The organism is Saccharothrix tamanrassetensis (assembly GCF_014203665.1).
GTDB classification, from domain to species: Bacteria; Actinomycetota; Actinomycetes; order Mycobacteriales; family Pseudonocardiaceae; genus Actinosynnema; species Actinosynnema tamanrassetense.
Window position 1 is genome coordinate 123,757 of record NZ_JACHJN010000010.1, and the last position, 11,696, is coordinate 135,452.

Consider the following 11,696-nt stretch of genomic DNA (forward strand, 5'->3'; position numbering starts at 1 on the left):
CTTGTGAGAATTACTCGGATGACCGATGACCTGGGCCGTTTCGTTGCCGTAGCGTGATCATCGCTGTTCGTATCCACATGAGGAGGACACGGCATGGCTCAGGAGAACGAGACCTACGAGGCCCCGTCCAGCGGCCTGCTGCTCAGCGCGGAGACGCTGACCGGCGCGGTCGACCGCGGCAAGGCCAACGGCGCGGTCGCCGACAACGACGGCAACGACTGAGTGACCGTTCCGTCCCTGGCTGACCTCGTCGCACCGGTCGGGGTCAGCCAGTTCTTCGACGCGGTGCAGGGCCGGGCCCACCGGCGGTTCCCCGGCCGGGCGGGCCGGTTCGCCGACCTGCTGCCGTGGTCGGAGGTCAACCGGGTGCTGCGGCAGCACCGCCTGGAGTTCCCCCGGCTGCGGCTCGCGCAGGGCGGCGAGGTCGTCCCCGCGCACACCTACTCGGAACTGGTGGAGACCCGGCGCACCGGGCTGGTGCCCCGGCTGCTGCCCGCGGCGTTCGCGGAGAGGATGCGCGGCGGCGCGACGCTGGTGATCGACTCGGTGCACGAGCTGTTCGGGCCGGTGGGTGAGCTGGCCGTGGCGCTGGAGCACGAGCTGCGCGAGCGGGTGCAGGTCAACCTGTACGCCGGGTGGGGCGTCACGCACGGTTTCGACGTGCACTGGGACGACCACGACGCGATCATCGTCCAGGTCTCGGGCCGCAAGCGGTGGCGGGTGCACGGCGTGACCCGGCCCGCGCCGCTGCAGCGGGACGTGGAGCTGCCGGAACGGCCGGCGGGCGAGCCGCTGGAGGACTTCCTGCTGGAGGACGGCGACGTCCTCTACGTGCCGCGCGGGCACTGGCACGACGTGTCGGCGGTGGGCGAGGAGTCGTTGCACCTGACCATCGGCTTCAACCGGGCGACCGGGGTGGACCTGGTGGCGTGGCTGGCCGACCGGCTGCGGGCGGACGAGGTGTTCCGCACCGACCTGCCGCGGTTCGCGTCCGAGGACGCCCGGGCTGCGCACGCGGACGTGCTGCGGGCCCGGGTCGTCGAGCTGATGGACGCGGGCGTGGTGGACCGGTTCCTGGCGGACCGGGACGCGCAGGCCCCGGCGATCCCGCACGTGGGGATGCCGTGGACGGCGACGCGCGAGCTGCTGCCGGTGGAGGACGAGGCCGAGGTGCGGCTGCTGACCCCGCGCGCGGTGCTGACCGTGGGACCGGAGAGCGTCGTCCTGGCGGCCGCGGGCAGGCGGCTGGTGTTCGCGGCGGCGGCGGCGCCCGTGCTGGAACTGCTCGTCGGCAGTGCCCGGCACTCGGTGAAGTCGCTGGTGGAGGCCGGTGCGCCCACCCTGGACCGGGAGACGGTGCGAGCACTGCTCGGAGAATTGGTCACGCAGGGCGTGCTCGGGCCGGAGTGATCCGATAAGCTTAGGTATGCCTAACGTAAGTTCGGGGCTGCCGGGTTGCGCGATCCTCACGCGCCAACTGGGCGGCAACCCGGCCGGGACCGCGGCGCGCATGACGTCGTGGCTGCTCATCGAGCAGCCGGGCCCCTGGCCCGCGGACGCGTTGGAGCAGACCCTGGCCTCGGTGTTCGCGCCGGGGCAGCTGGACGGCCCGCGCGCCGCCGGGCTGCGCCCGCTGCTCATCCGCCGCCCCGGCAAGCACCAGCGGTTCGTGTCCGGGCCGCGTGCGGTGTACGTGGCCAGCGGCGTGCCGGGCAACCGGTGGCTGGAGCGGGTGGACTTCGCCGACCTCGCGTCACTGGACCTCGCCGCGGTGGCGGCGGGCGTCCCCGGCCACGGCGAACGCGTCGACGGCCCGCTGTTCCTGGTGTGCACGCACGGCACGAAGGACATGTGCTGCGCCGTGCTGGGCCGCCCGCTGGCGGGCGTGCTGGGCGAGAACCACCCCGGCCGCGGGTGGGAGGTCAGCCACCTGGGCGGTGACCGGTGGGCGGGCAACCTGCTGGTGGTGCCGGACGGGTTCCTGCACGGGCAGCTCGACCCCGGTGAGGCGTCGCTGGTCGCGAAGGCGGCCCTGGCCGGGCAGGTGCAGCCGGAGCAGCTGCGCGGGCGGACGTCCGCGCCGAGCCCGTGGGCGCAGTTCGCGGAGATCGCGCTGCGCAAGCACCTCGGGCTGCGCGGGCTGGACGCGGCGCTGGCGGTGGCGGAACGGCCGGTCGAGCCGGACGACGACGGCGAGACGCGCGTGGTGACCGTGCAGGGCATGGACCACGTCTACGAGGTGACCGTGCACCGCAACGAGGCCGGACCGTCGGGCAACAGCCGCTGCTCGGGCGTGATCGCACCGCCCGCCTACTCGACCCGGACCATCAAGACCCTGGTCACGGCCTGAACAGACCCCGGTCGCGATCCGGCGGTCCCCGGGCGGCGAGTCGTCCCGCCCGGTATCCCCGGCCGGGCGGGACGACGTGCCCCTACCGGCGGGCCAGCGTGAGGTAGGCGAGGCCGAAACTGCCGCGGTACCCCTTGAGCCAGCCGTCGCGGTGGTCGTCCACGATCGCCCGGACCTCGGCCGCCTCCGGGTGGTCCGGGTGGTCCAGCAGCCAGCGCTCCCGGCCGGCGCACCAGCGGGACTCGAAGCTGTCCCACTCGTCCATCGAGGCGGTGGCCAGGTTGAGCAGCCGGTAGCCGCAGGCCATGGCCAGGTCCACCAACTCGTCCAGCGTCCCGAACTCGTCCCTCTGGAAGATCTCCAGCGCGCGGGCGTTCGGCTCGCTCTGCCAGAACCCGTCGCCCAGCAGCAGCCGTCCGCCGGGCTTGAGCCGGGCGTGCATCGCCTCCAGCGTCTGCCTGGTGCCGCCCCACGCGTGGGACGAACCGATGGAGATCGCCACGTCCGCCGCCGGCGTCTCCCACGAGGTGACGTCCGCGAGTTCCAGCCGGACGCGTTCGCCCAGGCCCCGGGCCCGGATGTTGGCGTTGCCGCGGTCGATGGCGTAGCGGTCGGAGTCGACGCCCAGGCCGGTGGCACCCGGCTCGTGCTCCACCGCGCGCAGCAGCAGTTCCGCCCAGCCGCAGCCGTAGTCCACCACGGTCGCGTCACGCAGCGGGGCGAGGCTGTTGATCAGGTCGTACGCCTTCGTGTCCGACAACGGCGTGTTGAAGTCGAGATAGGCATGGCCATTGGCCGGAGCATCCGTCACGGCGCACACGCTGGCAGATCCGGCCCTGATCGGCACCGGATTTAATCGCGGTCCGACTGTTCCTGGCCCCGGACGACCCGGCGCAGCCTGGGCAGCCGTTCCGCGATGTACCGCTCGTTGCCCCGGCCGGTCGGCCGGTAGTAGTCGCGGCCGACCAGCTCGTCCGGCGGGTACTGCTGGTTCAGCACGCCGTCCGGCACGTCGTGCGGGTACCGGTAGCCCTGCGCGTTGCCCAGCTTCGCCGCGCCGGGGTAGTGGCCGTCCCGCAGGTGCGCCGGGATCGCGCCGATCGCGCCCTTCCGCACGTCCGACATGGCCTCGCCGATGGCCGAGGTCACCGCGTTCGACTTCGGCGCGGTCGCCAGGTGGACCGTCGCCTGGGCCAGGTTCAGCGCGCACTCGGGCAGGCCGATCAGCTGCACGGCCTGCGCGGCGGCCACGGCGGTCTGCAGCGCGGTCGGGTCGGCCATCCCGACGTCCTCGCTGGCGTGGATCACCAGCCGCCGCGCGATGAACCTCGGGTCCTCCCCCGCCTCGATCATCCGGGCCAGGTAATGCAGTGCCGCGTCCACGTCCGAGCCCCGGATGGACTTGATGAACGCGCTGGTCACGTCGTAGTGCTGGTCGCCCTGGCGGTCGTAGCGGACGGCCGCCTTGTCGACCGTGGCCTCCAGCGTCGCCAGGTCCAGCACCCCGGTTCCCGACACCGCGTCGGCGGCGGCTTCGAGCGCGGTCAACGCCCGCCGCGCGTCACCGCCCGCGAGCCGCACCAGGTGGTCCTCGGCGTCCGGCTCGACGGTGATCGCCCCGTTCAAGCCCCGTTCGTCGGTCACCGCCCGGCGGACCAGGGCGCGCACGTCGTCGTCGCCCAGCGGGCGCAGCTGCAGCACCAGCGACCGGGACAGCAGCGGCGAGACGACCGAGAAGAACGGGTTCTCCGTGGTCGCCGCGACCAGCAGCACGATCCGGTCCTCCACCGCGCCGAGCAGCGCGTCCTGCTGGGTCTTGGAGAACCGGTGCACCTCGTCGATGAACAGCACGGTCGACTCGCCGGACCGGACCAGCCGGCGGCGCGCGTCGTCGATGACCGCGCGCACCTCCTTCACGCCCGCGGACAGCGCGCTGAGGGCGGCGAAGCGGCGTCCGGTGGCCTGTGAGACGAGGGTGGCGAGGGTGGTCTTGCCGGTGCCGGGAGGGCCGTAGAGCATGACCGACGCGGGCGACGAGCCCTCCACCAGCCGACGCAGCGGCGCACCCGGTCCGAGCAGGTGCCCCTGGCCGACCACCTCGTCCAGCGTGCGCGGACGCATCCGCACGGCCAGCGGGGCGTTCGCCGCGATGCGCTGCGCCCGCTCATCCGGGTCCACGCCGAACAAGCCCTCGTCGAACAGCCTTTCGTTCACGTGTTCGACTGTAGCTCGCCTGTGCAGTCCCGCTGTCCGAGCGTGCAACGGTGGTTCCGCCCCGGTCGGCGGGCGCGCCAGGGTGGCGGCATGAGCAGGCTGAGTCCGGAGCAGATCGCCCGGTACGCCCACGACGCGGGGTTCCGCGGCGAGGACTTGACGATCGCGGTGGCGGTCGCGCTGGCCGAGTCCGGCGGCGACCCGCGCGCCCACAACCCCACCCCGCCGGACAACTCCTACGGGCTGTGGCAGATCAACATGCTGGGCGGGATGGGCCCCGAGCGGCGGCGCCAGTTCGGGCTGGAGTCCAACCGCGAGCTGTTCGACCCGGCGGAGAACGCCAAGGCGGCCAACCGGATCTCCGGGGACGGGCGGTCCTGGACGCCGTGGTCGACCTACACCAACGGCGCGTACCGCAAGCACCTGGACGAGGCTCGGCGCGGCGTGAAGGCGTTGGGGCGCAACGACTCCGGCGGGCGAGGTGGCGGTTCGGGCGGTGGGCGCGGCGGCTCCGGCGGGCGCGGCGGCTCCGGCGGTGGACGCGGCGGTCCGGGTGGCAACGGCGGGTTCTCCGTCGATGTCGGCATCCTGCGCGACTACGCGCGCCGCACCCGGAACACCGCCGACGACCTGACCGCGTTGGGGCGCAAGCACGTCCGCGAGGTCCGGGAGATCGCCGAGGACAGCTTCGGCCGCATCGGCAAGCAGTCCGGCTTCGCCGAGGCCCTGGACGGCTTCGGGGCGGCGCTGCGCAAGCAGGTCAAGGCCGTCGCGCACAACACCGACACGCTCGCCTCGTCGGCCACCCGCGCCGCCCGGTCGTACCGGGACCAGGAGGACGACATCGCCCGCTCGCTGGGCAACCCGCGCTGAAGGACTGGAGACCTGCTGTGGACACACGCGCGATGGCCCGGCACTTCGCGGAGAGCATGATCGGGCACCGCAACTCGCTGGCGGGCAAGGCCGAGGACGCGGTCAAGGTGCAGTACGCCCTGCACCAGACCGCGACCGGCCTCACCGACCGGCAGGAGGACCACCACAAGGCGTCGAGGACCGTCCTGGAGCACTGGCGGGGCAGCAACTCCGAGGGTTTCGAGAAGCGCTCCGGCCGGTTGGGCAGGCAGCTCAAGACCACCGCCGACGCCGCGCGGGACGCGGAGAAGATCGTCGCCGGCGTGAGCGGGGTGCTGACCACCGGGCACACCAGGGCGCGGCAGGCGGTGGACGAGTACCTGGACAAGGCGACCCGGCTGCTCGACGCGGGGGTGGCGGTCGGTTCGCAGGCCGCGCTGCTCAAGGCGGTCGCGGCGGCGGCCGACCTGGAACCCCGCTACACCAAGGAGACCACCGCCGCCGTCCGGCACGCCCGCAGCGAGCTGGAGGACGCGGCGCGCAAGCTCCGCGCCCTGGAACGCGAGGTCGAGCACGACGGTGTGGCCGACGCGCGGGCCGACCCGACGAAGGGCCGCACCAGGCCGGCCAAGGCCCGGGAACGCGGCCGTGCGCGGACCATCGTGTCGTCGGCGCGCAGCCAGCTCGGCGTCCGCGAGAACCCCCCGGGCAGCAACCGCAACCCGTACGGGCCGACCGCCGCGTGGTGCTCGTCGTTCGCGACGTCCATGTGGCGCAAGGCCGGCGTGGACATCCCGGTGCTGCCGTTCACCGGGGACGTCTACCGCTGGGGTCAGCGCCACGGCAAGGCGTACACGAAGCTCGCCGCCGCCCGCCCCGGTGACGTGCTGCTGTTCGGCAGCGGCCCGCAGAGCCCCGCGACCAGCACCCACATCGGCATCGTGGAGAAGGTGTCCGGCAACACCGTCACCCTGATCGAGGGCAACTCCGGCGACGCCGTCCGGCGCAACACCCACCGGCTCGACTCGGGCAAGTTCTACGGAGGAGTGCACCCGTGATCAGCGCACAGGCCCACGACCCGGACCGGGGCGTCGCGGTGGAGGTGGGTCCGGGCGGCGCGTTGCGCGACCTGACCCTGGACAGCCGGGCCATGGGCCCCCACCTGGCCCGCACCATCCTCTCGCTGGTGGACACCGCCACCGCACGGGCCAACTCCCGCGCCGCGCACGCGCTGGGCGACCTGACCGAGTTGGGCCTCGCGGTGGACGCGCGGCTCTCGGAGACGGTGGAAGACACCACACCGACCACCTGGAGGGTCTGATGGGCCTCGGCGAACGGTTGGACGCGATCCGGGGCCAGGCGTCCGGCGACGGGGTCTCGGTGACCGTGGACCTGCACGGCAAGCCGGTCGACCTGTCGTTCACGCGGGAGGCGTACGCGCTGCGCCCGGAGGTGCTCGCCGGTGTCGTCCGGCGGTTGGCCGACCGGGCGTCGGCCGACGCGCTGGCGCAGGGCGTGGCGGTGGTGGCCGAGGTCGTCCCGGAGGACCGGCTGGAGCTCGCCTAGCGCACGTCCGCCAGCAGTCCGGTCAGCCGGCGGGTGAGCCACGCGCCGTCCGCCGGGGTGACCAGCACCCAGGGCTCGCCGGCCACGTCCTCGTTCGCCATCGCGTAGCGGCCGGCGGTGGTGTCGGTCCAGCTCAGCACCGGGGACCGGCCGGACGGGCCGGTGCACGCGAGCTGGCCCGCCGCTCCCCGCCCGGACTCCACCAGCGTGGTGATCGCCCTGGTGGCCCGGCCGGTCACGCCGCCGACCGCCAGCGCGCGTTCCAGCGCCGGGTAGCCGGCGGTCGCGTAGGCCTGCATCGCGGCGGAGAACACCGACCTGGGCAGCCGGAGCTGCTCACCCGGCCCCGGCCGCTCGTCGCCGATCACCCTGGCCATCGCGCCGACCAGGTCCCCGATGGGCTCCAGGGCCACCTCCTGGTCGTTGAGCACGGCCAGCACGCCCCGGCCGCCCCGCACGGCCGCCAGCACCCGCCACGGCTGCGGGCGGAACACCAGGGCGTCGGCGGACAGCGTGCTGCCGGTCAGGTAGCCGAACAGCTCCTCCAGCTCGGGCGCGACGTCGTCGCCGTCGGCCAGGCCGGCCGAGGCCAGCGAGCGGAAGACGTCGACGCCGAGGTCGTCGCGTTCGGCCAGGGTTTCCCCGTGCGAGTCGACTTCCAGCGGGTACGGCGGGTCGCCCACCCCCAGGTCCTCCCACAGCAGGTCGAATTCCAGGTGGGACAGGACGACCGTGGTCGCTGAACGGCGTGCCATATCGGCCGAAGATAGCGGTCCGGGGCCCGTGGTGTGCGGACGTCGGCCGATTCCGGGGCCGTACGCTGACCGCCGTGGACGTCGCCGGCGGACTGCTCACCGTGCGCGCCTCGGGCGCAGCGGCGGCCAGGGCGGCGCTCAACGGCTCGTCCGGCACGCCCGAGCACATCCAGCTGCTGATGGGCTGCACGGTGCCCAAGGGCCTGCCGGGCAGCGGAGCGGAACTGCGGTTCCCCGACTGCTCGCTGCACGTGGCGCCGGCCGGGGCGGTGCTGCTGACGGTCGCCGAGACGAAGCTCACCATCGGCTTCGCCGAGCTGAAACCCCTGATGTTCCAACCGGTGCCGGTGGACGCGGCGCTGCGTTCGGTGTTCTCCGGCGCGGTCGCGCACGTCCTGGCCGCCGCGCACGTGCTGGACCCGCACGGCTTGTCCCACCACCTGCTGGGGCTGGCCGAACTGGTGCTGCGCAGCGCCCTGAAGGCCGAACTGGACCGGGTGGACGCGCTCGCCGCGCGCCGCCGGGACGCGGTGGACTACATGCGCGCCCACCTGTCCGACCCGGAGCTGGGCGCGGACGTGATCGCCAAGGCCCTGCACATCTCCCGCCGCCGCCTCTACCAGCTGTTCGACGACGGCCAGGGCGTGTCCGAGCGCATCCGGGGCCTGCGCGTGGACCGGGCCAAGGCGCTGCTGTCCGACCCGGCCAAGGCGGGCCGGGGCATCGGCGAGATCGCCAGGGACTGCGGTTTCGTCAGCGCGGCGCACTTCTCCCGGACGTTCCGCCAGGTGGTCGGCCGGACGCCGAGCGAGTTCCGGGGCCGCTAGAACTCCACCCCGGACACGAACCGGCCCGCCAGCCCGGCCACGTCCAGCCAGCCGCGCCCGGTGGGCGAGTGCAGGGTGAACACCGCGACCCGCGGCTGCGCCGGGTCGGTCACCACGACCTGGAGCTGCGCGCCCGTGCCGGTGACCGGGATGCGCTCCACGATGACCACCGGGTAGCCGGTCGCGGTCACGCCCTTCGTCACGTCCCGGATGGCCGGGCCGTCCAGCCGCACGCCGAGCGCGGGGTCGACCGGCCGGTCCACCGGCACCACGCCCGCCATCAGCAGGCCCGGGTCGGCGTCCCGGTGCTCGACCACGGCGAGCAGGCCGAAGCCGTGCCGGTGCGCCATCTCCGCGGCCTGCGTCGCGGAGACCTCCAACCCCGGATCGCGGGTGCCCTTGATCCGGCGCAGCACCGCCAGCAGTTCGCCGGCGGTGCGTTCGGGTGAGCCGAGGGCCACCGGGGTCACCCCCGGCACGGGAGCGAGTCTCACCCGAGGCCCGCCGCGAACGCCGCCGCGGCGCCGCGCGTGGCGGCCGGTGCGGGTGGTCCGAGCAGCACCGACGCGAGTTCCGCGGTGAGCGCGGAGAACCCGGCCAGGGTGTCCGCCAAGGCGGTCGACGGCTCCTCCGAGCGCAGCCGTTCGGCCACCCGCCGGGCCTCCGCGTGGTGGTCGCGGGCCAGCAGGCGCGCCTCCTCCAGCACCTCGTCCAGCTCCCGGGCCAGCTCGTCGCGCCTGGCCACGGCGGCGGCGTGCACCTCGGCGTGCGCGGGGGTGAACCGGGCCAGCGCGCCCGCGTGGTCGGCCTCGTCGGCGGCGTCGGCCAACTCCCGGCGCAACCGCACGGCCCGCCGGTCCAGGTCCTCGGCCCGCCGCTGGTTGCCGAGCAGCGTGGTAGCCCAGGCGTCGAGCACCTCCGCCGCCGCCCGCATCGCGCGCCGCACCGCCGTCAGCTCCGACACCACCGCCTCCAACCGCGTCGTCAACCCGTCGGCCGCCGCACCCGTCCAGCCTTCCGGGACACCGGGCACGACCACGTCGAACACGCACCGCGCACTGGCCGCCGCGACGGCCTCCGCGTTGCCCGGCGCGGGATCGAAGCCCAGGCCCCGGTAGTCAGCCACGGGGCAGCTCGTCGGCCTGCCGGTAGGCCTCGCCCGCCGCGCGCACGTCGTCCGCCACGGGGGCGATGTCCAGGCCCCGCACCGCGTCCGACCACTGCGCCAGCAACCCGGACAGGGCCTCCGCGATGCCTTCCGGGCCGAGGTCGCCGACCGGTTCGTCCAAGGTGGACAGGACGGCGCGCAGCTCGTCGGCGGTGTCGTCGAGCCGGCCGGCGAACGCGACCAGCTCGTCGGGATCGACCCGGTAGCCGTCGCTCATCGGCCGACCGCCCGTGCCGACCCGCACACCCGCCCGAACGCGCGACCGCCGCTCATTCGCCCAGTACCGGCGGGAAGGCGGGCGGCAGGTCGTCCAGCAGGTCCAGCCCGTTGTCGTAGCGGTTGCGGTGTTCCAGGTCCTCGTCGCGCCCGCCCTGCGCGGCCGGCGGGAACATCCCGAAGCCGTGCGGCCCGCCCGCGCCGACCGGCCCGACCCCACCCCGGGCCGCCGCGCCGCCGGGCACCGCACCGATCACGCCCGACGACCCGCCGGGACCGACCGGCCCGAAGCCCCCCGGGCCGAACCCGCCCTGGCCGCCGGGACCGAACGCGCCGGGGCCGAACCCACCGTGACCGCCGGGCGAACCGGCCGCGTACCCGCCGGGCACCGCCGCGCCGCCGGGCAGCCCCGGGATGCCGAAGCCGGTCGGGCCACCGGCCGCCGCGACGCTCGTCGTGCCCTCACCACGCCCGTCTGGCACACGCTCTGACGGCGGCTGGTCCGGTGGGGCGATCCGATCCGGTGTCCGGTCCGGCGGCCAGGGCATGGGCCCCTGGTTCCTGTCGGGCTCCGGCACCCGTTCGGGGCCCACGTGATCCGGCCGGTGGTCCGGCTCGGGCTTGGTGCCGGGCGGCGCGTCGTCGAAGGTCGGCAGCACGTCGTGCACGGACCGGCTCGCGTCCTCGTACTCCCGCATCACGCGCACGGCCTCGGCCTTGGCTTGCTGCTGCTCCTTCTTGGACGGCATGTGGTCGTCCAATAGCTGGTCCAGCATGTACGCGCCCTGCGGCCCGTCCAGCGTGGTCACGTCGTACCCGTCGCGGAACCACTTCTCGGCGGTCGGGTGCACGGGTTCGGGAATCCGCAGCGCCGCTTCCTGCACCACCGACGTGTACGCGCCGAGCCCGTCACCCACGCGGTGGGCGCGCAGCGCGGCGTCGTCGGCCCACTGCGTGAGCGTGGTCACCGACTGGGCGGCCACCACCGACGACGGGCCGCGCCACGAGTGCACCAGCCGGTCGACCAGGCCGTGCACGTCCCTGGTGGCCTGGGCGATGTCGCCGGCGAGTGCCTTCCAGTCGTGCGTGCGGTGCCCCATCCGGCCGAGGTCGGCGGACTTGACCATGTCCCACAGGGCGCGGTGCGAGTAGATGTCCCAGTTGATGCGGCCGAAGTTCTCCAGCCGCCGGTTGGCCTTCCTGCGGTTGGCGACCTTGCGCGCCTGCCGCCGCTGCCGCGCGGTCGGCGGGTGGTCCTGGGAGTGCAACCGGTGCCTGCGCTCGTTCACAGCTTCCTCATCGCCTCGGCCACGGCCTCGTCCTCGGCCTGGTGGGTCGCTCCGACCTGGCGCAACGCGTCGCGCAGCAGTTCGAGTTCGCGCAGGTAGGACTTCAGCGCGGTCTTCACGCCGCCGTCCATCTCACCGGCCCGCAACCCGAACGCCCTGCGCATGTGCAGCGCGACCGGCCCCTTGCCGTCACCGAACGGTTGCGACAGCACGTCGGCCCGGTCCAGGTGCTCGTAGAGGGTGCTGTGCAGCCGGTCCAGCTTGCCCAGGGCGTCGTTGAGGTCGCTGAAGTCGAGTTCGATCCGGTCGCCGTCCTGCGGGACGATCGCTCCCACCCCGGCCGGCGGCGCGACCGCCGGCGGCAGCGGCGCATGTCGCCGTGGCCGGTCGTCGTCGAGCTCGTCGCGCAACCGCTTGGCGTCCTCGATGCCACGCACCCTCTCCATGACGCCCATCGTG

General features: G+C 74.1%; 16 protein-coding genes. 8 read left to right on the forward strand and 8 right to left on the reverse strand.

From position 1 onward, the window contains the following. Positions 1-93 precede the first annotated feature (93 nt). From FHS29_RS37835 to FHS29_RS28290, 3 genes are read left to right on the forward strand one after another with little or no spacing between them, the layout of a single operon-like run. Positions 94-222, forward strand: coding sequence for a hypothetical protein (locus FHS29_RS37835; protein WP_281391746.1), 129 nt, complete (start codon positions 94-96; stop codon positions 220-222). Continuing rightward, a complete protein-coding gene (locus tag FHS29_RS28285) occupies positions 223-1,410 on the forward strand; it encodes a cupin domain-containing protein (RefSeq protein WP_184695743.1) in 1,188 nt (395 codons plus the stop codon). A 16-nt stretch (positions 1,411-1,426) separates the two neighbouring features. Next, entirely contained in the window at positions 1,427-2,350 is a 924-nt protein-coding gene (locus tag FHS29_RS28290; RefSeq protein WP_184695745.1) for a ferredoxin family protein, read from the forward strand. Between the two features lie 82 nt (positions 2,351-2,432). On the opposite strand, the gene FHS29_RS28295 is transcribed toward FHS29_RS28290, so the two are convergent. Together FHS29_RS28295 and FHS29_RS28300 are read right to left on the reverse strand one after the other, a co-directional pair. Further along, on the reverse strand, positions 2,433-3,161 hold the full coding sequence (locus FHS29_RS28295; RefSeq protein WP_312865136.1) for an SAM-dependent methyltransferase: 729 nt from the start codon (positions 3,159-3,161) through the stop codon (positions 2,433-2,435). Between the two features lie 41 nt (positions 3,162-3,202). Further along, positions 3,203-4,564, reverse strand: coding sequence for a replication-associated recombination protein A (locus FHS29_RS28300; protein ID WP_184695750.1), 1,362 nt, complete (start codon positions 4,562-4,564; stop codon positions 3,203-3,205). A gap of 90 nt (positions 4,565-4,654) precedes the next feature. Here FHS29_RS28300 and FHS29_RS28305 point away from each other — a divergent pair, with 90 nt between their 5' ends. From FHS29_RS28305 to FHS29_RS28320, 4 genes are read left to right on the forward strand one after another with little or no spacing between them, the layout of a single operon-like run. Next, positions 4,655-5,437: a transglycosylase SLT domain-containing protein gene (locus tag FHS29_RS28305; RefSeq protein ID WP_184695752.1), complete on the forward strand. Its 783-nt coding sequence runs from the start codon at positions 4,655-4,657 to the stop codon at positions 5,435-5,437. Positions 5,438-5,454: 17 nt separating this feature from the next. Further along, on the forward strand, positions 5,455-6,474 hold the full coding sequence (locus FHS29_RS28310) for a CHAP domain-containing protein (protein WP_184695754.1): 1,020 nt from the start codon (positions 5,455-5,457) through the stop codon (positions 6,472-6,474). Beyond that, positions 6,471-6,737, forward strand: a complete 267-nt coding sequence (locus FHS29_RS28315; RefSeq protein ID WP_221456747.1) for a YbaB/EbfC family DNA-binding protein — start codon at positions 6,471-6,473, stop codon at positions 6,735-6,737. The genes FHS29_RS28310 and FHS29_RS28315 overlap by 4 nt, the downstream gene beginning before the upstream one ends. Beyond that, complete coding sequence (locus FHS29_RS28320) at positions 6,737-6,982, forward strand: hypothetical protein (protein WP_184695756.1); 246 nt, start codon at positions 6,737-6,739, stop codon at positions 6,980-6,982. The genes FHS29_RS28315 and FHS29_RS28320 overlap by 1 nt, the downstream gene beginning before the upstream one ends. On the opposite strand, the gene FHS29_RS28325 is transcribed toward FHS29_RS28320, so the two are convergent. Then, positions 6,979-7,737, reverse strand: a complete 759-nt coding sequence (locus FHS29_RS28325) for an ESX secretion-associated protein EspG (RefSeq protein ID WP_184695758.1) — start codon at positions 7,735-7,737, stop codon at positions 6,979-6,981. The genes FHS29_RS28320 and FHS29_RS28325 overlap by 4 nt on opposite strands. 74 nt (positions 7,738-7,811) lie before the next feature. Here FHS29_RS28325 and FHS29_RS28330 point away from each other — a divergent pair, with 74 nt between their 5' ends. After that, a complete protein-coding gene (locus tag FHS29_RS28330) occupies positions 7,812-8,564 on the forward strand; it encodes a helix-turn-helix transcriptional regulator (RefSeq protein ID WP_312865137.1) in 753 nt (250 codons plus the stop codon). On the opposite strand, the gene FHS29_RS28335 is transcribed toward FHS29_RS28330, so the two are convergent. The 5 genes from FHS29_RS28335 to FHS29_RS28355 are packed head-to-tail and all read right to left on the reverse strand — an operon-like array spanning position 8,561 to position 11,683. Continuing rightward, positions 8,561-9,043 (reverse strand): hypothetical protein, encoded by a 483-nt coding sequence (locus FHS29_RS28335; RefSeq protein WP_221456748.1) that lies wholly within the window; start codon positions 9,041-9,043, stop codon positions 8,561-8,563. The genes FHS29_RS28330 and FHS29_RS28335 overlap by 4 nt on opposite strands. Before the next feature lie 11 nt (positions 9,044-9,054). After that, positions 9,055-9,690, reverse strand: coding sequence for a hypothetical protein (locus FHS29_RS28340; protein WP_184695762.1), 636 nt, complete (start codon positions 9,688-9,690; stop codon positions 9,055-9,057). Continuing rightward, entirely contained in the window at positions 9,683-9,949 is a 267-nt protein-coding gene (locus FHS29_RS28345; protein WP_184695763.1) for a WXG100 family type VII secretion target, read from the reverse strand. The genes FHS29_RS28340 and FHS29_RS28345 overlap by 8 nt, the downstream gene beginning before the upstream one ends. 52 nt (positions 9,950-10,001) lie before the next feature. Next, the gene (locus tag FHS29_RS28350; protein WP_184695766.1) at positions 10,002-11,237 is read right to left on the reverse strand and encodes a PPE domain-containing protein; all 1,236 of its coding nucleotides are present in this window, start codon (positions 11,235-11,237) and stop codon (positions 10,002-10,004) included. After that, entirely contained in the window at positions 11,234-11,683 is a 450-nt protein-coding gene (locus FHS29_RS28355; protein WP_184695768.1) for a hypothetical protein, read from the reverse strand. The genes FHS29_RS28350 and FHS29_RS28355 overlap by 4 nt, the downstream gene beginning before the upstream one ends. Between the last annotated feature and the right edge of the window lie 13 nt (positions 11,684-11,696).

Coding starts and splice junctions, on each gene's coding strand:
- FHS29_RS28355 (WP_184695768.1), bottom strand. CDS start 11,683: ATGGAGAGGGTGCGTGGCATCGAGGACGCCAAGCGGTTGCGCGACGAG.
- FHS29_RS37835 (WP_281391746.1), top strand. CDS start 94: ATGGCTCAGGAGAACGAGACCTACGAGGCCCCGTCCAGCGGCCTGCTG.
- FHS29_RS28345 (WP_184695763.1), bottom strand. CDS start 9,949: ATGAGCGACGGCTACCGGGTCGATCCCGACGAGCTGGTCGCGTTCGCC.
- FHS29_RS28325 (WP_184695758.1), bottom strand. CDS start 7,737: ATGGCACGCCGTTCAGCGACCACGGTCGTCCTGTCCCACCTGGAATTC.
- FHS29_RS28290 (WP_184695745.1), top strand. CDS start 1,427: ATGCCTAACGTAAGTTCGGGGCTGCCGGGTTGCGCGATCCTCACGCGC.
- FHS29_RS28305 (WP_184695752.1), top strand. CDS start 4,655: ATGAGCAGGCTGAGTCCGGAGCAGATCGCCCGGTACGCCCACGACGCG.
- FHS29_RS28320 (WP_184695756.1), top strand. CDS start 6,737: ATGGGCCTCGGCGAACGGTTGGACGCGATCCGGGGCCAGGCGTCCGGC.